Genomic DNA, 19,953 nt, shown 5'->3' on the forward strand with positions numbered 1-19,953 from the left:
AAAAAATATGATAATAGGACTGCATGATGCAGAAAAAGAACATTTTAAGCGCAGCAAGAATTTCCCAAACTTGGCGCTTATGAAAATATCAGCTTGGCATAAGAGACTAGGAGATACAGTCGAGTGGTGGATACCGACTACGCATTATGATCGGGTGTATAGCAGCAAGGTATTTGATTTTACTCCGGATAACCCGTACCTGCCAGATGATGCGATCCGTGGAGGAACAGGATATCGTGACCTGCCAATGGATCAGGAGTTGCCGCTAGAGATAGACAACATGTATCCGGATTACTCCATATATCCTGACTGTGATTATGCTATCGGATACATAACAAGAGGATGCCCGAATCATTGTCGATGGTGCATTGTCCCTAAAAAGGAAGGGCAGATCAGGCCATACCGGAACTGGCAGGATATAGTCAGATCGGATACGGACAAGTTGGTGTTGATGGACAATAATATTCTGGCCTGTAGTTATGGTATAGAGCAGTTGGAGCGTATGATCGGCAGCGGCTACCGAATTGATCTTAACCAAGGCATGGATGCCCGGCTGGTGGACAATTACATAGCCGGGATACTTGCAAGGCTGAAATGGATAAGATTTATTCGGTTTTCCTGCGACCAGAAATCGCAGATCGAGCCGATCCGCCGCACGATTGAGCTGCTCGGGAAACACGGGATTAGACCATATAGGATTTTTGTATATTTGCTGGTGACAGCGGATATCGAAGACGCGACGGAGCGCGTGGAGGCGCTGAAAGGGTATAAGGCTATTAATTTGTATGCCCAGGCGGAACGTAATGAGCGGTTGGGGGTTATGCCAAATAAGGCACAACTTGAATTCCAGCAGAGGTATATGTATGGCGGATGTTACCGATCAGAAACATGGCTAGAATACTGCCGGCGTAAAGGATTTAGATATTAACTATACTGGCATTTAGAAAAGGAGGAAGAGAATATGCGGTTGATTGATGCGGATAAGCTGATATCAGAACAGGATGTGTATTTTGATGGAAATAGAACAGTTAAAGATATAATCGACGAACAGCCCACTGTACGGCAATGGATCCCGGTAACAGAGCGGCTACCGGAACTACATAGAGATGTACTTGTGGCAGTGTGTGATGTCAATGAGGATGATGCGTCTACGTTTATAGATTGCCTTGTAGACAACAATGACAGACCTACATGGAGTACATACAACGGGGCATTGGATCGGGTGCTTGCATGGATGCCACTGCCAGATCGGTATAGACCAGAATAGATTCCGGCTGCTGGCCGGGGAAAGAGGTAGGAGATGAAATACAGAAAGAAACCAGTAGTGATTGAGGCAGTAAGGTACATGATTGACGATTGTCTGCCAGATTGGTTTATAGACAGGGTAATAGATCAGATAATTACTACGCATGCAGACGGGACATGCGATATAAAAACGCTTGAAGGTACGATGAGAGCCGACAAAGGCGATTTTATCATTCATGGTGTCAACGGAGAAGTATATCCATGTAAGCCTGACATTTTTGCAAAGACTTATGAAACGGCAGAAGAAAAAAACAGAATATAGGAGGCATAAATGAAAAATAAACTTATAAAAATATGCAAGAAATTATTTGATGCTGTCATACAGGCGCTTGCATGGGGATGTATTGGTCTTTTAGTGGGCATGGGTATAGCAGTTGGATTTTTTGCTACAAGCGTTATATTGCTGCACTAAACCAAAATTGAAAAGGAGATTATTTATGAAGATCGCAGTTAATAAATGCTTTGGAGGATTTTCGCTTTCTCCGATTGCACAAAAAAGAATATTAGATCTAAAGGGAAAAGAATGCCATTTCTACAAGCAAACAAAACATTATTTTAGTGACGGACAAGATAAATTTGTGAAAGTCAAAGAACCAGAAAAACAGGAAAAAAGTTTATTAGACATATGGTATGTATTTACTAAAGACTATGGAGAGGAGTTTGAAGAGTTTCCTACAGGAGAGGATTCGGGATATTGGTCTTATAGAGATTTAGAACGTACTGATAAAGAATTAATTACGGCTATCGAAGAATTAGGATCATTTGCGAATGGTATGTGTGGCAATATAGAAATTATTGAAATTCCGGATAATATCGAATGGGAAATTAGTGATTATGATGGATTTGAAACAATACATGAAAAACATCAAAGCTGGTAACTAAACCAAAAAATCTAAAAAATTGTGTGTAAATACACACCGAAAGGAGATGGAGATATGGGGAGGCCTAAGAAGGACCAGGATAAGAAGTACATCCGGCAGAATATAAGCATGGATCCAGAGCAGTATAAGAGGCTGCTGGAGCATTGCCAGAAAGAAGATCGCTCCATCTCCTGGGTGATCCGCAAGGCGCTGGATAATTATATCGGTGTGTAACGATACGTATTGATACACAACAGAACCAAAATTTAATGAAGGAGAACAGTTATGACAACAAATGAGATAATTATGATAGTAATATGCACGATATGGTTACTGCTTATCCTTGCAGATACGATATTGAATATAATTACAAGACGCGCGTATAACGAATATGTTCAGATCATAAGCGAGCAGAACGAAATATTCAAGCAATTGCTATTCGGGAAAAAAGATAATTGAAACCGGAAGTAGGGAGCCGGTGGATTGATTTATTGGGTGAGTGAGTTTTTTATAGATAACTAAATAAAAAACAGGTAACGGACTGTATTCTTTGGCGAGAATTCCGTTACCCACTTACCTGAGAAGATTGTAACATAATTTATCTTCTTGGGCAATACGAAGGAGGATAAATTTATGAGTACACAAATAATAAAATCACAGATGAGAGACGCTATTTTGGTAGGCATGGCAGAGTACGTGGATAAGGCGGTTTTACAGATATTGAGTAATCTGATCGAGGAGCAACTTGTGCGGGTCAATGTTGAGGAGATAACCACGCTGCCGGCAGAGGTAAACAACAGCATAGATGAGCAAAATAAGTACGTGATCCAGCTCTTTTTAATAAAAAAAGAGGAGCTTAAAGAGGAGACGAAATATAACTACCTCAATGCCATCAAAAAGCTGCTGACGCAGATAGACAAGCCGCTGGTCGAGATGACCGACATCGATATTAAACAATACCTCAGATGGTACGAGCGGCGAAACGTGGACAAGACCGGCAAAGTAAATAAGGCAAGCACGATCAATAATGAGCGGCGCTATCTGTCGGCATTTTTTAACTGGATGCGGATCGAGAAGCTCATTTTCGATAACCCGGTGGAATCCGTGGGGAAAAAGCAGGTAAGCAAAAATAATATAGATTACTTTACCCAGGAGGAACTGGAAAAACTGCGTGAAGGCTGTGAGAGCAAGCGTGATCGGGCGCTGGTAGAGGTATTGCGCAGCACAGGCCTGCGGGTGGGAGAGTTCTGCAGCGTTAACATTGAGGATGTGGATTTTAAAACTGGGGATGTATGGGTACGCCGCCAGAAGGGTGGACTCAATACCCCGGCATACATAGATGAGGCCGCCATGTACTACCTGCGGGAGTATCTTAATGAGCGGGAGGACGATTGCGAGGCGCTGATCGTTGGCAAGCGGGTACCGTACAGTAGACTTAAGCCCTGCGGCGTGAGAGCCGTCCTTAAAGACATTGCACGGCGGCAGGGTATGTCATGTAAGGTATACCCCCACAAGTTCCGCAAAACACTCGGAATGACCTTAAAGAATAAGGGATACGACCTCGGAGTGATCCAGGAGGTGCTGGGGCACACCAGCCCAGCCACGACAAGCAAGTATTACGCGGAGTCTACGTCTGATACATTACGCAGCATCAGACGGCAGGCAGCGTAGCTTACAATAGGCTAAGGCCGCCTTTATGTGCTGCGGATCCGCTACATAAAAAATGGTATGAGATCAGTCCGAAAAATCGCGCGTTATAAGGTATCTTTGCAAGAAATTCTTCGGAAAGTTTCTCCGAAAAAAAGATGTCGCCATGAAAAAAATGAGGGCAAAAATCTGGATTTCCAGAAATGCCCTCAAAATCGTGTTATCTAACTAGCACGCAGGAATTATTTTATACATTTTTTGTTTAGTCCTCCCTGAAAACCGCCCCTGCTTTTTAAGGAGGAATTGCACGCGGTTAAAAGTTTTGATGTCTATTATTGGCTCGTGGTTGCCTTTGTATAGCTCTCCGCAGAATGTATTATACCCACAGTATATAGGCCGTGTCAAGATTACAGATACGCTATACGCCGTAGGAATTTTCCCGCGCTTGCCACGATAACCTTGTTGTCGGCATAATTTTGCAACTTCAGATAGGTTTTTTCGTTCAAGGTATTTTTCAAATACAAATTTAACATATTCTGCTTCCGTGGGATTAATGACAAATGTATCCTTTCCGCTTACATTATATCCTAACACATCAGAGCACGTGCGCTTCCCTTGTTGCGCACGTTCTTGCATTGCAAAAAATACGCGCTCTCCTGTTAGCTCACGTTCCAATTGCGCGAATACTCCGACGATGCCGATCATTGCACGCCCCATCGGTGAGGCGGTGTCAAATGATTCTGTTAGTGATGTCATCCTTACATTATGTTGCTGTAGTAATGACATTGTATTATACAAATCGGATACGCTTCGGGTAAATCGACTGAGGGACCAAAAAAGGACTAAATCAAACTTACCATCTTGTGCATCACGTAATAATTTACGCATTTCTGGGCGATGATTAATATCTTTTCCAGATATCCCGCGATCAGCATATAGATGATAAATTTCATACCCTCTGTTATTGCACCACTTAATCAGAGCCTTTTCCTGTGCATCCAAAGAGTATCCGTCACGTGCTTGATCATATGTACTTACGCGTATATATATTGCGACTCTTAATACTTTATTCTTCATTTTTTCTCCTTCAAATGCCCCAGCATAACACTGGGGCAGTATCAGGCCTGATTATTTTTGCATATGGCGAGCACACAACCGTCCGTGTCCCGCCCCGTGGCCTATAGGTTGTATACTGTAAATATGCTGGATGCTATCGCGCAACCGTTAAGCGCCGGATAACTTCACCGGGGCGTTACTAGGGTTGATGAGTGACCGGCTTAATACGTTCTGTAGACGGGTACGGTCGCGCATTAAGTACTTGTGGTACAGTAAGGACTTATACATGGGTGGATGCCTTACAAGCTTTAAATGCCCCTTATAGAGGGCAATACCGCCGCCGGTATCGGGCCGGCTGGCATTCTCTGCGACGGTTAATGTTCATCTGCTTCAATCTTTTTATCTGCCGGGCCAATGACTTTTAAGGTAATATTTTCTACAGGGTGGCCACCTACCAGATGTGGCTTTCCATTTTCTGAATTTTGACCTATGCATACGTCATATCCTAAGTTGCAGCTCTTCTTAAAAATCATTGGTTGTCCTGTGATGCACTCACCAACATAAAATCCTTCTGGAAGTTCTACTATATATGGGTCTGAGTATACGTGATCCCAGTCATTCCACACTTCTTCGAGGCTCCAGAACCATCCGCCAAAAAGATTTGGATTATACCCCTTATATAAAGTAATTGTGTTTTGGATTTTATTATTTTTCATAATGTCCTTCTTTCTCCCGGTGTTCTCCGGGTGCTCTGCTGTTTTATTTGTTAATATAAATATACACGAAAATAGACGATAATTCAATATGCAATAGTACACAAAAATAGATGAAAAGAAACGCATTTTTATTGTATAAATAGTACAAGAAAATAGACGTTGACGAAATGAAGAAAATCTATTATTATATACATAGGAAAGTAGGTGTTTTAATTGGCTAATTATGGGGAAAACGGATATATAGATTTTGCGAAATTATGGATTGTTATGAAGAAAAAAGAACTTAATAAACAGTGGCTTAAGAATAATGGCCTGCATTCAAATACTGTCGCAAAGCTGACTAAAAATGAAAATGTAACGTGTGAGGTTATATGTAATTTGTGCAGGTTGCTGAATTGTCAGCCGGGTGATATTATGGAGTACAAAAATAAGTGATAGTACACGATAATAGAATGTTGACAAATACACGATAATAGACTATAATAACATTAACAGGCAAGGCAAGTGCCTGAAAGAATGGAGGCAATGAAATGTTAGATCGTAAAGACTTAGAAGCAATTGCAAAATTAATTGATGCACGGGCGGAACAGACTGAAAGCCTATTGCTAGATGAAATTGGAAGAACCCAAACATATCTAGAGAAGCAGATCACGGAAGTCAAGAAAAATATGGAAGAGTTAAGTCAGTACTACCGTATCACAAAACTCGAAAGTGATAATACAACTCTATTGCTCAAGATGATTGATCAGCTCAATAGAAGAGTTGAGGAGCTGGAGAAGAGAACAGCATAGCACCATAAACTTGGGGCCGGACTTGCCACCGGCTCTATAATATAAAATCAAGGGGTTGACAAGCCCCATGATCTAATGGTATCGTAATAGATAATATAGTAGTCCTCTTGTGAGGTGGATTGAAATCTTGGTAGCTCTAGGAGCCGTGACCCGTTGCATAACGTAATTGCAGCAGGTGGCGGCTTTTTTTATTTGATTTTGGAGGGTTTGAGAATGAGCTGTAAATTTTGGAGATGCTTAAAATTGGACGATGATAGGATATGCGAGGATCTGGAATAAACTGAATCAGAAAGAGTGGTGAGAATACATGTCTAAAATTACTGAAAGAGCAGTGGAAGAAGAGAATACTGTAGAGGTATATGAGTCTGATATTGATCTATATCTCCATCTATACGAAGAAGAGAAGAAGGTAAAATGCTATGATATAAATCAGATGAGGTGGAATAGTGTATTGATGTACATATATAGACATGTATTTAAGCCTATTGATAATCCAAGTAATATCAGACATAGGAGTAACAGTACTATTAATTACAATGATCCTGATATGATTAATAGTATATGTGACCATTATATTAATCTATGTTATGAGTACGGTAAAGAGATATCTATAGCAGGGTTTTCTAAGCTTACTGGGATAGATGAGTCTACTATTTATGCATGGGCTAATAGTGAGACTAGGAGTTATGTATATTATGACCTAGAAGGTGATGTAATACCTGATATAGCCTACTGGAAAATGAGGCATCAGGGCGAGGAATATAGGCAGAAACTCAGCTCTGCGCACTCCGATATTTACAAAAAGTTGAGCAATGAGCGGGAAACGTGTTTAACCGCGATGACATTGCAGGGCAATATTGGGGCGCTTGCGAAAGGAAAGATAGAAAAAGGCTGGGTGGAAGGTTCCTTGGTGCTACATAGAGAGCAGGACGGCAATGCAACAAGGACGGCGGAACAGATCGCGTCAGATTACCAGGAGCCCAAACAGCTTCCAGATAAGGATTTTTGACATACAATTTATAAACAATTGTATGCAATTGTCAGATAATACGAGGAATGAATCTATATGTTGTATGCAAACAATTGACAACACAATATGCAGTATACTATCTGTATAACAAATAGTTATTTGTCGTATAGATGAAAATTCAGTTAATGCGTTTTATGGTATGTTGTTGATGGGGGTGGGGGTCTGGTGGAAACGCCCCCCGGGGCACCTGCTCGGTCCCCCAAGCAAATTTTAAATAAAAAAGGGATAGAACTGATAGGAGATGTGACATGGGTCCTGATGAGAAAGAGATTGATTATGGGATAATCGGAGAAGATGGAGCGTTTTACGCGATAGAAAGGATTGGTTGCTATGATGCAATTGAATTCGCCGATGAAAAGGAGAATGCGAAGATGAAAAATGAAAATCTAAAACAGGCAGCAAAAGCATTTCTGGCGATGATTATAACAGTTGCCGGGATTGCGGCAGCCGCATACTTTGGCTTGTGGGTGATGTTTATTAAGGCCATACTGACCGCATGCATTGCATTTGATGCCGGAGCGCTTACAGGAATGCTTATTGGATGGACGATCATAAAATGCATGCTTGCATCAACAGTAGCATATCTGATTATTTCAGCCACTAAAGCAATTGTTTCAAGGTTGTGCAAATAGATTTAGACTCGAAGGCAAAGTGGAAGAGGTCTGAAAGAGCGGTATACATAGTATAACTGCGGAGGCAAGCGAAAGCGACAGTAAGGAAGCAGACCAAGGGAGGGTGAACTGTGTGGGACTATTCCCTCTTGACGACGGGAAAGACCGTATATGAATTCATATCTGCAGAGTAATCTGCACGCCGTGTACTTGCCGGTTCGGGAGGCGTAATAATAAAAATCGGATAGTGCAACGCAAGGCACGAAAAATATTACTGCTAACCGTCGGATGGCGGTTATGGGAAAGTAGCTCAACTGGCAGAGCAGCGGTGCGCACTATAAAACAGGGAGAGCAAGATTTTGGTTCGAATCCAAACTTTTCCAAGATGCCGGGTCGCGCCCGGATGATGTGAGAGTAAGCAGAACACCTCACAGAGAAAGACAATGATCGCTGAAAACTGATTGTAGGAAGTTTAGGTATGCCTACGGTATGCTCGAAAACCTTTAATGTCATATACGGACGCGGTATATGCACAAGCGTGATAATCTAAGCGGTAACTGCGTATTGGCACATAATTCAGTGGTAGAAACGTGAACCGTGCAAGGAATCGTAGCTCAGTAGGGAGAGCGTTCGGCTGTTAACCGAAATGTCATAGGTTCAAGTCCTATCGATTCCGTTATGACGAATAAGGAGGTTTTGCAATGTTCGAATGTAGAGAAAAGGCAATAGAAAACCTGGTGGCAGAAAACAATGAATTGAGGGAGCATATTAAGTGTCTGCAATCCGAATTAGAGGAAATTCAGCGCGTGAAGGTTAATTTACCTGTGAAGCCTATTGAAGTGGCAGCTATGCTCATCAGATCTACAGTAACATGTAGAGCAAATCCATTTCAAAAGGCATTTAATGAGGGGGTTCCTGATGAATACGAAGCAGATATGTATTCCAATAAGGATTTACGCCATATTGCGGAGCATCTGCTTGTGTACTGCAATAATACAGAGGTGGAGTGATATGGTGGAAGGATTTTCTTTGGAATTACAAGATTACTGTTCATATTGTGGTGATTTTGTACCGGATGTTGAGAAGACGGATATTACGGCATTGGGAGACGCTGCTTACAGCTATATTACGATGATCAGATGTCAAAACGCCTATAAATGTGCAAGAATGGTTGCGAATCTGCGGAGGAAAGTGTGAAACGTGAGTAATTGGGGGAAAATCCATGGATTTCAGATAAAAAGGAGGTGTCGCAAATGAATCCAATAGAGTTTTCAGAACAAAATGTAGTCTTTACAGCGGAAGGATGTGATAATCTTCCAGCATGCAAGCTATATAACGAACAATTCCAGACGGATGAATTGGTTTCATGCTGGGAGTTCTCCAATGAGGAGATTGTACAGATTTTGAAAGAAGTGAAAGCTGGCAAACGTCCAAATATTTTCTTATCAGTGGTGGGCGGTCAGCCGCGGGTGTCATTGTTTATGAGGAATGAGAGGGAATAATTGTAAAATAGAGTGCCACTGAGCGCCATTCAAAGGATGGTGCAATGTGGCAGTTTCAGACAAAAATAGACAAATAATCGAAGCAATAAAGGATTCTGACCTGACTCAATACAATCATCTTCGTGATCTCTTAGATATGGCTATACTGGTATATCAGGAAGATGAGACGGATTTGGATTACTGTTTGAAGATAACGAAATACATAAAAGAGTTAATTCCAAATCTTCCCCCCACACAGGAACTAAATAATTTATATTGGAGAGCCATTTTATTTGAGGCACCTAATATATTTGAATCTTTTCTTTTGTACATGGAGCGTAACAGGAAGCCTAAGAAGAGATTTTACTTTCCAAGAAGGCGAACACTCAAAATCGTAGTAGATGATTTACAGGATTTGGAAGATGGTAAACTTGATTTTCTTGGAATCAGTCTCCCGCCACGAGTAGGCAAACTAATTTCAGACGACACGCCTGTTTTGACGGATGAAGGTTGGAAGAATCATGGAGATTTGAAGGTTGGAGATTATGTGTATGACTATGATGGAATGCCAGTAAAAGTAACTCATGTATTTCCTAAATCATATGCAAATAAGCGAGTCTGGTTCACCGATGGTTCGTACATAGATTGTCATGAAAACCACGAGTGGATTGTAAGAGATAGACATCAGCAAAAAGAAAGAATCATGGAAACTAACGAGTTGACAGATATAGCATCCATAGATGCAAATACTGGAAAAAGAAGGTTTATGTATCAGATTCCACTATATCAGCCAATTATTGGTTGGCCAAGAATACTTCCAGTACAACCGTATACTTTTGGTGCGTGGCTTGGAGATGGAAGAAATCAAAATCCAGATATATGTGGTAGTTCGGACGACTACGCCATTGTTGAGTCTATTGTAAATGATGGATATCCTATTTCGTGGCATACAACACATAAGACAACAGGAGTTGAATATTACGGTTTTGCGGGATTACGAGATGGTCTGCAAAAAATGGGAATGTGCCATAGCAGAAAACGTGTTGAAAAACGTATTCCTGGAATTTATTTGTGTTCTTCAATTCAACAAAGATTAGAGTTGCTTGCAGGATTGATTGACACAGATGGATGCTTAAGAAGAAAAGAACATAGATATGATTTCACTACAGCAGAAGAAATGCTCAAAGAAGATTTCATATCTCTTGTATCAACATTTGGATGGAGATGCTATGTCAAAGAGGTTGAACCACATGTGTCTTCATCTGGAATAAAATGCAAAAAAAAATACTGGGTGATTTCATTTAATCCCACACATCCAATACCATGTAGACTAGAAAGAAAACAGCTATTTGAGTTTTCTCAAAAGAGAAGAATTGCAATCAAAAAAATTGAGAATATTGAACCTAAGCAGGGAAATTGCATATCTGTTCAAGGCGGAATTTACAGAGTCGGAAGAAGGGGTATCCCAACACATAATAGTACGGTATGTATTTTCTTCTTGGCATGGATTATCGGTCGGCATCCAGAAAGCCATAACGCTATGTCAGGCCATTCAGGAGTGCTGGCAGACAGATTTTACAATGATGTAATTAAACTCACGTTAAATGAAGAATATACTTTTTCAGAAATATTCCCAGGCGTATCCTTATGTGGAAAATCAGCAGAAAAGAATGAATTACGATATAGTGAGATTGAAGCATTTGCTACACTCACTTGTCGTGGTATTGATGGTACATGGACCGGTGCTGTTGATATATCTTCTGATGGATATTTATATGTGGATGATATGATTCGTGACAGAACTGAGTCTTTAAGTCCTATCAGATTGGAGAACCGGTATCAGGATTATTTGAATGTGCTGGTTGACCGAAAAAATGATGGAGCCAAAGAATTAATGGTAGGGACTCGGTGGAATGTGCTTGATCCACTTGGAAGAGTAGAGAAAGATAATAAAGACAATCCACGTTATAGATTCAGAAAAATTCCTGCATTAAATGAGAATAATGAGTCTAACTTTCAGTATGATTTTGGATTAGGATTCTCTACCAGACATTACCTGAATATGAAAAACCGACTTGATAAAAATGAGTGGATGGCAAAATTTATGCAGAAGCCATTTGTGAGGGAAGGCTTGTTATTCCCTGAAGATGAGTTAAATTATTATAATGGCGTTCTTCCGGACGGGGACTGTATTACGGCTGCAGCCTGCGATGTTGCGTGGGGTGGTGGGGATAGTTTATCAATGCCATTCGGAAAAGCATTTGGAAGCAGAGAAGATGGTCCGGTATATATATCTGATTGGATATTTAATCAAGGTGATAAATATATTACTAAACCATTAGTCATAGCCAAAACGATGCAACATAAGCCAAATATGGAGAGATTCGAAGCCAATAATGGTGGAGATGAGTATGCGGAAGATATTGATCGTTTGCTTCAGCTACAAGGATTCAAAACAAATATTACATGGGCGAAGGCAAGTAATCAGTTGGGTAAAATGGCAAAAATCATTCAGTACGCCCCTGATATTAAGCGTAGATTCTATTTTTTGAAGCCAGAATTACAGAGTGAAGAGTATAAAAAAGCAATGGAAGAATTATGCATGATAGTGCAAATTGGCAGGAATGAGCATGAAGATAGTGCTGATGGATTAGTACAGCTTCTACAATTAATATCTGGAGAATCATATGCAAAATGTGAGGCAGTAAAAAGACCATGTTAATGGAGGCATGTATGATAATTACAAGAAAAGATGTCATAAACTATCATCTATTGGAGCCGGCAATTGAAAAAAATAAAAAGAAACTTGAGCGGTATAAAGACAGGGAACCTGGTGTAACGGCAGGAAAGGTTAAAGGTTCTTCCCGGGGATTCCCGTATGTACAATGCAATTTTACTGTTTGTGGAGCTGAATCTGAAGAATATAAGCGATGGGAAGAATGGGATGTTAAGTGTAGATATCTTGAAATAAGCATTAAGCAGGATATTGAGAGAATGCAGGAATTGAAATTAGCAATTGATGAATTGATTTCCGGAATAACAGACATTGAGGATAAGATGATCTTTGAATATACCGTTGAGGGTAAAAGCCAGCAGTGGATAGCAAATAAAATCGGAATGGATCAATCAAATGTGTCATTAAGGATAAAAAAGTATTTAAAATAGCAAAGTCTCATAAATTTCATAATTATATATGGTATTATTAGAATGTAAAAAGAGTGTTGAAGATAAAAGTTAATAAAAATCCCCCATAAAGCATTGGCTGATAAAATTTGCCGATGCTTTTTTAGTTGTATGAAAGTTGGTGAAATAGTGGATATAGGTAGCATTATTTATCATAAAAATAGAAAATCGTTTGTAGATGTCTGCCATGGCCGGTTTGGGAGAAAAGTAATCTATACCAACTCGAAAACGATTTCAAAATCCAATGTTTTAGAAATATTATCTAAATCACTTTCTATCCATAATCAGAATAGACGGGAGATTGACTATTTATATCACTATACAAACGGAGATCAGCCTATATTGTATCGGGCCAAGGATGTGCGGCCAGATATAAAGAATAATATAGTTGAAAACCATGCTCTTGAAATTATGCGATTTATGACAGCTCAAATGTATGGTGAGCCTATTCAGTACGTATCAGTTAATAATGACGAAGAAAAAACAAAGGAAATTGATGCGTTAAACAATATTATGAAAGTTCTTGATAAGGCCAGTGACGATGTTCTTTTAGGAGACTGGCAGAGTACTGCAGGAACAGCGTATCGTGAAGTTTGGTCGAAATTAAGGCGTGAAGTTGATCCAGGAGAACCACTGATGGGTATTGATGTATCAGACCCGCGTTCCAATTTCATTATCTACTCATCAACCCATGGACATAGGAAAATGATGTCGGTTTCTATTTGTGAAGACGAAAAAGGCGAGTCTTATTATTTATGCACCACCGATAACCATGTATATGAAATAAAAGGTGAAAACGTAGATGAAACAATCAACGGGTATGGGAGAGTACTCCTTACAGAATACCCTAATAATCATAGGCGATTATCAGATATTGAAATTGTCATTACCATGCTTGATGGAATAAACAAGATCCAATCAAACCGTATAGATGGTATTGAACAGTTCGTACAGGCGTTTATGAAATTTGTTAATTGTGAGATAGATGAAGATACCTTTTTAAAAATGTGTAAATTAGGTGCATTGAAAGTAAAAACGGTAAATCCGTCATTTCCAGCAGATGTCGGTATGATATCTGAACAACTAGATCAGCAGCAGACTCAAACTGCGAAAGATGACTTGTATAAAAATGCCCTTATTATTGAGGGGATGCCAAACAGAGAGCAAAATACTGGAGGAGACACAGGGCAGGCGGTATATTTAAGAAATGGGTGGGACTTCGCAGAACAGAGGGCCAAAATAGATGAACCACTTACAATTAAGTCAGAAAAGGACTTCCTGCGTAATGTATTGCTTATCCTGAAAAGAAAGCAGCAGATATCGCAAGAATTAACTATAGCGGATATCGATGTGAAAATTACCAGGAACAAGACGGATAACATGCTGGTAAAAGCACAAGCACTCATTTATTTGCTTGAAAAAGGGATTCATCCCAAGATTGCCATTAAAACATGCGATCTTTGGGGGGACCCGGAAAAGGTTTACATGCAATCCAAAGAATACTTAGATGTATTGTATCAAACGGCAGAGGAGAAGCAGAAAGAGTATGAAAATGAGAGACAGGCAACCTTAGAACTTGCAAAATTAACAAAGGAAGGTGTGGAAAGTAGTGGAAATAAGGTGTAAGAACTGCGGGAAACTCCTCGGCGATTTTGAAGGAAAAGGAACCATTAAGTGTACTCGTACAGAGTGCGGGGGGATGAATATTTTTGATACATTCACTGAAAAACATGAATTCATTCCTAAAAGAAAGCCGAGTTATCTAAAAAATAGAGCGACATCAAGCGGAGTAACATTCAACTGATGATGCTCTTTTATTTTTGCAGGCCTGAGCGTAAGAAGGCAGAAACTATGCGGAGCGTCCCGCGTTAAAAAAGTGTATGTTTCAGAAAGGGAGAGATGAAAAAATGACACGTGAACAAGTAAAAGAACAGTTTCCGGATGCAACTGAAGAACAGATAACAGCCATATTGAATATAAATGGCACGGATTTAACAGCAGCAAAGAAGAATAATGTTGATCCTAAAGAATTAAAACGGTTGCAGGAAAGAGATGTTGCATATCAAAAGTTGCTTGATGCAGATTTGACAGATGCTGAAAAAATCCAGAAAGCATTAAAAGAGGCAGATGATACTAAGGCTGAATATGCTAAAAAGACAAATCGTTTAGATGTGGAAAAAATACTGATTTCTGCGGGCCTTAATGAAGAGGATTATGCGGGACTGATTGATGGGATTGTGTCTGAAGATGCTGAGAAGTCAAAAGCTATGGCAACGACATTGTCAAATATGCTTAATAAGCAGAAGGAAGCAACTGAGCAAAAAATAAAAGAAGAATTAATGGATAAGACCAAGACCTCTGGTGGAACCGGAGGTTCCGGTGGCGAAGACGAGAAGACTGATGCTGAAATATTCGCAGAAACAATGGTAAAAGAGAGCGCTTCCGATGCAAAGGGAGCAGAAGACATTATTGGAGCTTACAAATAAGGAGGTAAAGAGGTTATGGCAATTCAGGCTATGAGTGTTACAGAAACTAAAATTACAGATGAAGTGCAGATTCTAAAAAGACCGGGATTCGAAGCAATCCCAATCACGTTGGACTCTACAGCGTTTACAGATGGTGTCTGCAGGGCAGGAGCACCGATTGGCGCCGGGGGCGTTATCAAAAATGATAAAAACTGTATCGGAATCCTAAAAGAGGATGTCCTTCAGAGCAGGCCGCAAGGAACTATTTTAAAGAAAGCATACGTCAGAAATGACGTAATTACATCACACTATGGAACAGCAATTGCTGATACAGCAAAGGCGGCGCTTCCGATGATCGTGTTTGAATAAGGAGGTAAAAGGACAATGATTAAGATTAATGATGTTTATGATTCGGCTGCAATTGCTGTATATGTAAAGAATGAAAAAAGTAATGCTATTCCTTATCTTGGTACGGCATTTTGGCCGAATGAAAGAAAAGCGTCCATTGATTTGAAATGGATTAAGACGGCAAATGGACTGCCAGTATCTCTTGCACCGAGCAACTTTGATGCGAAAGCTACGATTCGTGCGAGGAAAGGATTCAAGTTCACAAAAGAGGAAATGGCTTTCTTCCGTGAAAGTATGGTGATTTCCGAGCATGATCGGATTGAACTTGCAAAATTGAACGATTGCACGTCTCCATTCGTAAAGGATGTGGTTGCAAATATCTTTAATGATACTAAGAATCTTGTTGATGGTGCAGATGTTGTTCCGGAGCGCATGAGAATGCAGCTTTTATTCCCGGAGACAGGCGGACCGTCTATTTACATCTCATCTGATGGAGTCACATATCAGTACAACTATGATGTGGACGGAAACTGGGCGAAAAACAACAGGAAAACTTTGACAGGACCAAAACTGTGGGCAAATAGAAAGACGGCACAGCCACTTGAGGATATACGGCAGATTGTCGAAAATGCGGAAGAGCCGATTAAGTATTTAGTGATGTCTCAGGCTGAGCTTAACCTATTTATGGCATGCGATTCAGTGAAAGAGGCATTGCTCGCGCAGAATACAACGGCGCATGTGATGATGACGGCCACTGTAGCGAAACAACTGATTTCCAATACGTTCCCTGGGATTGAGGTTATAGTATACAAGAAGAAATTTAAGGACGAGTCTGGTGCGACAAAAGCGTTTGTTCCTGATGGATTCATTGCATTTGTACCAGAAGGAAAACTTGGAAATACTTGGTTCGGTATGACTCCTGAAGAGCTCTCAAAGATGGAAGCGCAGGATGTGGATGTTTCAATTCTCCCATCTGGAGTTGCAGTAGTTGTTATGACTACATACGATTCAACTATGCAGACAACTACTGTTGTTTCAGAGACATTGCTTCCTTCTTACGAAAGAATGGATTCTGTGTATCTGTTGTCAACGGGAACAATTGATGATGGTGGCCCGGGAGAATTAGAGGAATTAACGGTAACAAGTGCAGAGGGAACGGCTTCTGGCGATACGAAAATTACGGTATCTCCGGAACTAGAAAGCGGACATACCTATAAGTATAAAGTAGGAACGGATTTGAGTGTTCCAGAGTATGGTGCGTTTGTGAAGAATTACACTGCATGGGATGGTACTACTGACATTACTGCGGCTACTGGAAAGAAGATTTGTATTATCGAATGTGATGCGGATTATCTGGCAGTGAAAGCTGGAATTACCACAGTAACTGCGAAATCGTAAGGAGTGGTGAATTATGGGTATTCAGAATGAAATTTGCACAGATTTACTTGATGAATTAAACATTGTAAAGGATTCAGATGAGACAATAATGACATTGAAAGTAAAAAACGCAATTAATGAAATTATAAACCGTCGGAGCTATCCTTCTCACTTCACGAATGATGATATTGAGCGGGATCTTAAAAAACTCTATTCGAATATCCATGATTTAGCTTTATACGATTATAACCAAATTGGAGCTGAAGGACAGACTAGCCATAGTTCAAATGGTACGTCAAGAACATGGAAAGACAGAGAGGATTGTCTGAAAGGAGTTTTTGCATGGGCAGGATTCTGACAGAAAGTTTGAGGTGATCCGTGTATCTCCCTGCCGCGGGGTTAAGCGGAGACTAGTATAGGATTAGTCATAGAAAGTCATAGTATTAGACATAGAAGATTGTGCGTGACTTAAACGTGTGAATTTTATAGCGGGTAGTCGCAGGGATGCTCAATATATCGGTGGTGGGAGGAGCATGAAAGAATGAGAGATTTGAAAAAAAATACAAGGGATATGTGGTACGCTTTGTTTGAAGAAAAGCGCCCAGTTCTTGATGAAAATGGAGATGAGACTGGAGATGAAGAAATCAGATATTCTACTCCGGTAAAATTTGAAGCCAATTTATCCCCCGGGAAAGGTGCGGCACAGGCAGAAGCATTTGGAACAGATGTGGACTTTACACGTGCCGTTTCAACAACGAATTTAGAATTACCGATTGTAGAAACATCTCTTGTCTGGTATGAAACAGATCCTGGTTTGCTGGCAGATGGTACAGCTGATCCCAATTCTGCAGATTATGAAGTTGCAGCTCCACCGGCAACAGGATTAAATGAATTAGTAATTGCATTAAAATCGAGGGCAAAGAATGGCTAAAAAATTTACAACTGGTTTGTCTGGCAGCGGATTCAGGAAGATAGCCAGACAAATCCATCAGTATAGAAATGATCTGACAGATAAGTGCTATGATTTTGCTGAAAAAATGGCAGAAGAGGGCGTATCGCTGGCAAAATTGAAGATATCCGGATACGATGCAATTGAAACAGGAGAGTTACTCAACAGTTTAAATATGGAACCGGGAGACGTTGCCACAAATGGCGCGTCTTTTGTTATTTATACCGGTTGTGAGTGGGCACCGTATGTAGAGTTCGGTACTGGAATTGTTGGGAGTGAAAATCCTCATCCAGATACCGGACTTGCAAATTGGAAATATGACACTAATAGCCACGGTGAATCTGGGTGGTTTTATTATAAAGACGGAGAGTGGCATTGGACAAAGGGCATGCCGTCTCGTCCGTTTATGTACGAAACCGGACAGGAACTAAGAAGTAAAATTGTTGAGATAGCGAAGGAGGTGTTTGGAAGTGATTGATGTATCAAACAGAGTTCTTACAAATGTGAAAACGTATATATCCGATATCTGTCAGAATGTTCAGAGTGATAGCACGAAGACTCCTCCATCATTTCCGTCAGTTTCAGTTGTTCAGATTGACAATCCGGACACGGCTGTTGACTTGGAAAATTCTGAAAACGCGGTCGAATCTGTAATCGAAATTCAAAGTTTTTCCAACAAGAACATTACCGAGTCAAAGACAATCATCAACAAGGCTTGTGATTCGATGAGAATTATGGGATATGTGAGAGCATATGGACCTCAGAAAATTTCAAATACATCTGACACAAATATTAATCGTATGGTGGCAAGGTTTAAACGAATCGTGTCATCGGTGGATGAAATAGAAAAGTTTACTTAGGGGCGTAAGGCTCCGTTTGTTTGTACCGGATACCTTAGAGGTATTTGCTGACCGGAAATATTTACCGGTAGAAAGGATGGAAATATAATGGCAGGTGGAAGAAGTACCATTAATACAGTATTAAAATGTGGTGAGGCAAAAGCAAGTCTCGCGAAGTTATGTAAAATCAAGACATATCCACAGTTAGGTGGAGAACCGGAGCAACTTGAGACAACTGATATGGAAGATACCATGCAGACATTTGTACCGGGGGTTCAGCAGGTTGAATCCATGCAGTTTACGGCAAACTATGAAAAGGCCACCTATGAAACAGTAAAAACGGCAGCTGATAAGGAACAGCTCTATCAGTTAGAATTTGGCCAGGCAGGTGTTGATGGAATATTCAGCTGGAAGGGGCAGCATAGCGTATTTGTGAATGAAGGTGAAGTAAATGGCGTACGTGAGATGACGATCACTATTACACCATCCACTGTTATTTCACCTAATGCAGTAGAGTAGAAGATTTTAGGAGCGGGATAACCGCTCCTATTTTTTGTAAAAAGGAGAGCACATAGATGGATATTAAAATAAATAACAAGAAATATAGAGTCCCGGAATTAGTATTTGAGCATTTTACGAAGATGGAAGAGCAGGGATTTTCTGTTACAGAGGCTTTTGAAAAAAAACAGTACATGCTGATTGCCATGGGATTTGTTTGTGTAATTACAGGGCTTGACAGGGAAGAAGCAGAAGAATTAATTACGCAGCATGTGTACAGTGGGGGAAATTTAATTGATATTGTTAATACCTTCTCGGAGGCAGCTGGTGAGTCGGATTTTTTCCGAAAGATGCTGAATATTCAGCAGACGGAGGAAACACGGAAAGTATCAACGGAGGAAAAGGTTCCGGCGGAAAAAGAAACAAAGTAAAAAGCTACACGGATTGCATATATGAAGTATGGCTTCCAGCAGCAATAAGATATGGGATCCCATATGAAGCTTTCTGGAGGATGAACCCAAAACGCTTAAAGCCTTTTCAAGACGATTATAACCAAAAGATGCAGGCTGAGGCTGATAAAATGGATTATTCCTGTTGGTTAATGGGGCAATATATGGTCTGTGCAATCCAAAAAGCATTAGATCCAAAAAAAGCGAAATATCCAAATCAGCCATTTGGAATGCGGTCTTTTGATGAAGATGAAGATAGCGATATTTCGGCAATTAGATTCGGTGAATTTGTAGATGCTTTTAATAAAGCATTTGAGAAAAAGTAGAGTGCCTTGAGCGCCATGATGA

General features: G+C 40.3%; 30 protein-coding genes and 2 tRNA genes. 30 read left to right on the plus strand and 2 right to left on the minus strand.

All coding sequences use genetic code 11. The features are described 5' to 3' along the window. The first annotated feature begins 79 nt into the window (after positions 1 to 79). The 8 genes from ARB69_RS19360 to ARB69_RS19380 all read left to right on the plus strand — a co-directional run bounded on the left by ARB69_RS19360 (position 80) and on the right by ARB69_RS19380 (position 3,836). Entirely contained in the window at positions 80 to 928 is an 849-nt protein-coding gene (locus ARB69_RS19360; RefSeq protein ID WP_157355686.1) for a radical SAM protein, read from the plus strand. A gap of 33 nt (positions 929 to 961) precedes the next feature. After that, on the plus strand, positions 962 to 1,267 hold the full coding sequence (locus tag ARB69_RS19365; RefSeq protein WP_055154736.1) for a DUF551 domain-containing protein: 306 nt from the start codon (positions 962 to 964) through the stop codon (positions 1,265 to 1,267). Between the two features lie 33 nt (positions 1,268 to 1,300). Further along, on the plus strand, positions 1,301 to 1,567 hold the full coding sequence (locus tag ARB69_RS19370) for a hypothetical protein (RefSeq protein WP_055154737.1): 267 nt from the start codon (positions 1,301 to 1,303) through the stop codon (positions 1,565 to 1,567). Positions 1,568 to 1,576: 9 nt separating this feature from the next. Then, positions 1,577 to 1,717 (plus strand): hypothetical protein, encoded by a 141-nt coding sequence (locus ARB69_RS26845; RefSeq protein ID WP_157355688.1) that lies wholly within the window; start codon positions 1,577 to 1,579, stop codon positions 1,715 to 1,717. A gap of 25 nt (positions 1,718 to 1,742) precedes the next feature. Then, the gene (locus ARB69_RS19375) at positions 1,743 to 2,183 is read left to right on the plus strand and encodes a hypothetical protein (RefSeq protein ID WP_055154738.1); all 441 of its coding nucleotides are present in this window, start codon (positions 1,743 to 1,745) and stop codon (positions 2,181 to 2,183) included. 57 nt (positions 2,184 to 2,240) lie between these two features. Then, a complete protein-coding gene (locus ARB69_RS26220; RefSeq protein WP_083487159.1) occupies positions 2,241 to 2,399 on the plus strand; it encodes a ribbon-helix-helix domain-containing protein in 159 nt (52 codons plus the stop codon). Positions 2,400 to 2,450: 51 nt separating this feature from the next. After that, positions 2,451 to 2,624: a hypothetical protein gene (locus ARB69_RS26850; RefSeq protein ID WP_157355690.1), complete on the plus strand. Its 174-nt coding sequence runs from the start codon at positions 2,451 to 2,453 to the stop codon at positions 2,622 to 2,624. A gap of 174 nt (positions 2,625 to 2,798) precedes the next feature. Next, positions 2,799 to 3,836, plus strand: a complete 1,038-nt coding sequence (locus tag ARB69_RS19380; protein ID WP_055154739.1) for a tyrosine-type recombinase/integrase — start codon at positions 2,799 to 2,801, stop codon at positions 3,834 to 3,836. 204 nt (positions 3,837 to 4,040) lie between these two features. Here the strand turns inward: ARB69_RS19380 and ARB69_RS19385 are convergent, their stop codons facing one another. Both ARB69_RS19385 and ARB69_RS19390 read right to left on the minus strand, forming a co-directional pair. After that, positions 4,041 to 4,889 carry a recombinase family protein gene (locus ARB69_RS19385; protein WP_055154740.1) on the minus strand — a complete coding sequence of 283 codons (849 nt, stop codon included), beginning with the start codon at positions 4,887 to 4,889 and terminating at the stop codon, positions 4,041 to 4,043. Between the two features lie 353 nt (positions 4,890 to 5,242). After that, positions 5,243 to 5,584: a hypothetical protein gene (locus tag ARB69_RS19390; RefSeq protein WP_055154741.1), complete on the minus strand. Its 342-nt coding sequence runs from the start codon at positions 5,582 to 5,584 to the stop codon at positions 5,243 to 5,245. Positions 5,585 to 5,797: 213 nt separating this feature from the next. Here ARB69_RS19390 and ARB69_RS28505 point away from each other — a divergent pair, with 213 nt between their 5' ends. From ARB69_RS28505 to ARB69_RS19505, 22 genes are all read left to right on the plus strand, one after another. Continuing rightward, positions 5,798 to 6,019: a helix-turn-helix domain-containing protein gene (locus ARB69_RS28505; protein ID WP_025655578.1), complete on the plus strand. Its 222-nt coding sequence runs from the start codon at positions 5,798 to 5,800 to the stop codon at positions 6,017 to 6,019. A 95-nt stretch (positions 6,020 to 6,114) separates the two neighbouring features. Beyond that, on the plus strand, positions 6,115 to 6,375 hold the full coding sequence (locus tag ARB69_RS19400) for a hypothetical protein (RefSeq protein ID WP_055154742.1): 261 nt from the start codon (positions 6,115 to 6,117) through the stop codon (positions 6,373 to 6,375). Positions 6,376 to 6,682: 307 nt separating this feature from the next. Then, positions 6,683 to 7,384: a hypothetical protein gene (locus tag ARB69_RS19405; RefSeq protein WP_055154743.1), complete on the plus strand. Its 702-nt coding sequence runs from the start codon at positions 6,683 to 6,685 to the stop codon at positions 7,382 to 7,384. A 269-nt stretch (positions 7,385 to 7,653) separates the two neighbouring features. Next, complete coding sequence (locus ARB69_RS19410) at positions 7,654 to 8,037, plus strand: hypothetical protein (protein ID WP_055154744.1); 384 nt, start codon at positions 7,654 to 7,656, stop codon at positions 8,035 to 8,037. A gap of 278 nt (positions 8,038 to 8,315) precedes the next feature. After that, positions 8,316 to 8,399 (plus strand) — tRNA-Phe (locus ARB69_RS19415). A gap of 220 nt (positions 8,400 to 8,619) precedes the next feature. Then, positions 8,620 to 8,692: transfer RNA gene (locus tag ARB69_RS19420), tRNA-Asn, on the plus strand. A 25-nt stretch (positions 8,693 to 8,717) separates the two neighbouring features. Further along, positions 8,718 to 9,026, plus strand: a complete 309-nt coding sequence (locus tag ARB69_RS19425; RefSeq protein WP_055154745.1) for a hypothetical protein — start codon at positions 8,718 to 8,720, stop codon at positions 9,024 to 9,026. Between the two features lies 1 nt (position 9,027). Continuing rightward, positions 9,028 to 9,213, plus strand: coding sequence for a hypothetical protein (locus ARB69_RS19430; protein ID WP_055154746.1), 186 nt, complete (start codon positions 9,028 to 9,030; stop codon positions 9,211 to 9,213). A gap of 56 nt (positions 9,214 to 9,269) precedes the next feature. Next, a complete protein-coding gene (locus ARB69_RS19435) occupies positions 9,270 to 9,518 on the plus strand; it encodes a hypothetical protein (RefSeq protein WP_055154747.1) in 249 nt (82 codons plus the stop codon). Between the two features lie 46 nt (positions 9,519 to 9,564). Further along, the gene (locus ARB69_RS19440) at positions 9,565 to 12,219 is read left to right on the plus strand and encodes an LAGLIDADG family homing endonuclease (RefSeq protein WP_055154748.1); all 2,655 of its coding nucleotides are present in this window, start codon (positions 9,565 to 9,567) and stop codon (positions 12,217 to 12,219) included. An 11-nt stretch (positions 12,220 to 12,230) separates the two neighbouring features. Further along, a complete protein-coding gene (locus ARB69_RS19445; protein ID WP_025655586.1) occupies positions 12,231 to 12,662 on the plus strand; it encodes a hypothetical protein in 432 nt (143 codons plus the stop codon). Positions 12,663 to 12,791: 129 nt separating this feature from the next. Next, positions 12,792 to 14,306, plus strand: a complete 1,515-nt coding sequence (locus tag ARB69_RS19450; RefSeq protein ID WP_055154749.1) for a phage portal protein — start codon at positions 12,792 to 12,794, stop codon at positions 14,304 to 14,306. Between the two features lie 281 nt (positions 14,307 to 14,587). Next, positions 14,588 to 15,166, plus strand: coding sequence for a hypothetical protein (locus ARB69_RS19460; RefSeq protein WP_055154751.1), 579 nt, complete (start codon positions 14,588 to 14,590; stop codon positions 15,164 to 15,166). A 15-nt stretch (positions 15,167 to 15,181) separates the two neighbouring features. Further along, positions 15,182 to 15,514 (plus strand): hypothetical protein, encoded by a 333-nt coding sequence (locus ARB69_RS19465; protein WP_055154752.1) that lies wholly within the window; start codon positions 15,182 to 15,184, stop codon positions 15,512 to 15,514. A 15-nt stretch (positions 15,515 to 15,529) separates the two neighbouring features. Further along, positions 15,530 to 16,891 (plus strand): major capsid protein, encoded by a 1,362-nt coding sequence (locus ARB69_RS27770; protein WP_055154753.1) that lies wholly within the window; start codon positions 15,530 to 15,532, stop codon positions 16,889 to 16,891. Between the two features lie 13 nt (positions 16,892 to 16,904). Next, a complete protein-coding gene (locus ARB69_RS19475; RefSeq protein ID WP_055154754.1) occupies positions 16,905 to 17,228 on the plus strand; it encodes a phage head-tail connector protein in 324 nt (107 codons plus the stop codon). A gap of 183 nt (positions 17,229 to 17,411) precedes the next feature. Then, positions 17,412 to 17,801 (plus strand): hypothetical protein, encoded by a 390-nt coding sequence (locus ARB69_RS19480; RefSeq protein ID WP_055154755.1) that lies wholly within the window; start codon positions 17,412 to 17,414, stop codon positions 17,799 to 17,801. After that, complete coding sequence (locus ARB69_RS19485; RefSeq protein WP_055154756.1) at positions 17,794 to 18,297, plus strand: HK97 gp10 family phage protein; 504 nt, start codon at positions 17,794 to 17,796, stop codon at positions 18,295 to 18,297. Before ARB69_RS19480 ends, ARB69_RS19485 begins: the two co-directional genes overlap by 8 nt. Continuing rightward, a complete protein-coding gene (locus ARB69_RS19490; RefSeq protein WP_055154757.1) occupies positions 18,290 to 18,679 on the plus strand; it encodes a hypothetical protein in 390 nt (129 codons plus the stop codon). The genes ARB69_RS19485 and ARB69_RS19490 overlap by 8 nt, the downstream gene beginning before the upstream one ends. An 87-nt stretch (positions 18,680 to 18,766) precedes the next feature. Next, positions 18,767 to 19,177: a phage tail tube protein gene (locus ARB69_RS19495; protein ID WP_055154758.1), complete on the plus strand. Its 411-nt coding sequence runs from the start codon at positions 18,767 to 18,769 to the stop codon at positions 19,175 to 19,177. Between the two features lie 56 nt (positions 19,178 to 19,233). Continuing rightward, on the plus strand, positions 19,234 to 19,587 hold the full coding sequence (locus ARB69_RS19500) for a hypothetical protein (RefSeq protein ID WP_055154759.1): 354 nt from the start codon (positions 19,234 to 19,236) through the stop codon (positions 19,585 to 19,587). An 80-nt stretch (positions 19,588 to 19,667) separates the two neighbouring features. Further along, positions 19,668 to 19,931, plus strand: coding sequence for a hypothetical protein (locus tag ARB69_RS19505; protein ID WP_025655598.1), 264 nt, complete (start codon positions 19,668 to 19,670; stop codon positions 19,929 to 19,931). Positions 19,932 to 19,953: the final 22 nt, after the last annotated feature.

Origin of the sequence: Faecalicatena contorta, assembly GCF_001404335.1 — a bacterium.
Classification (GTDB): domain Bacteria; phylum Bacillota; class Clostridia; order Lachnospirales; family Lachnospiraceae; genus Faecalicatena; species Faecalicatena contortus_B.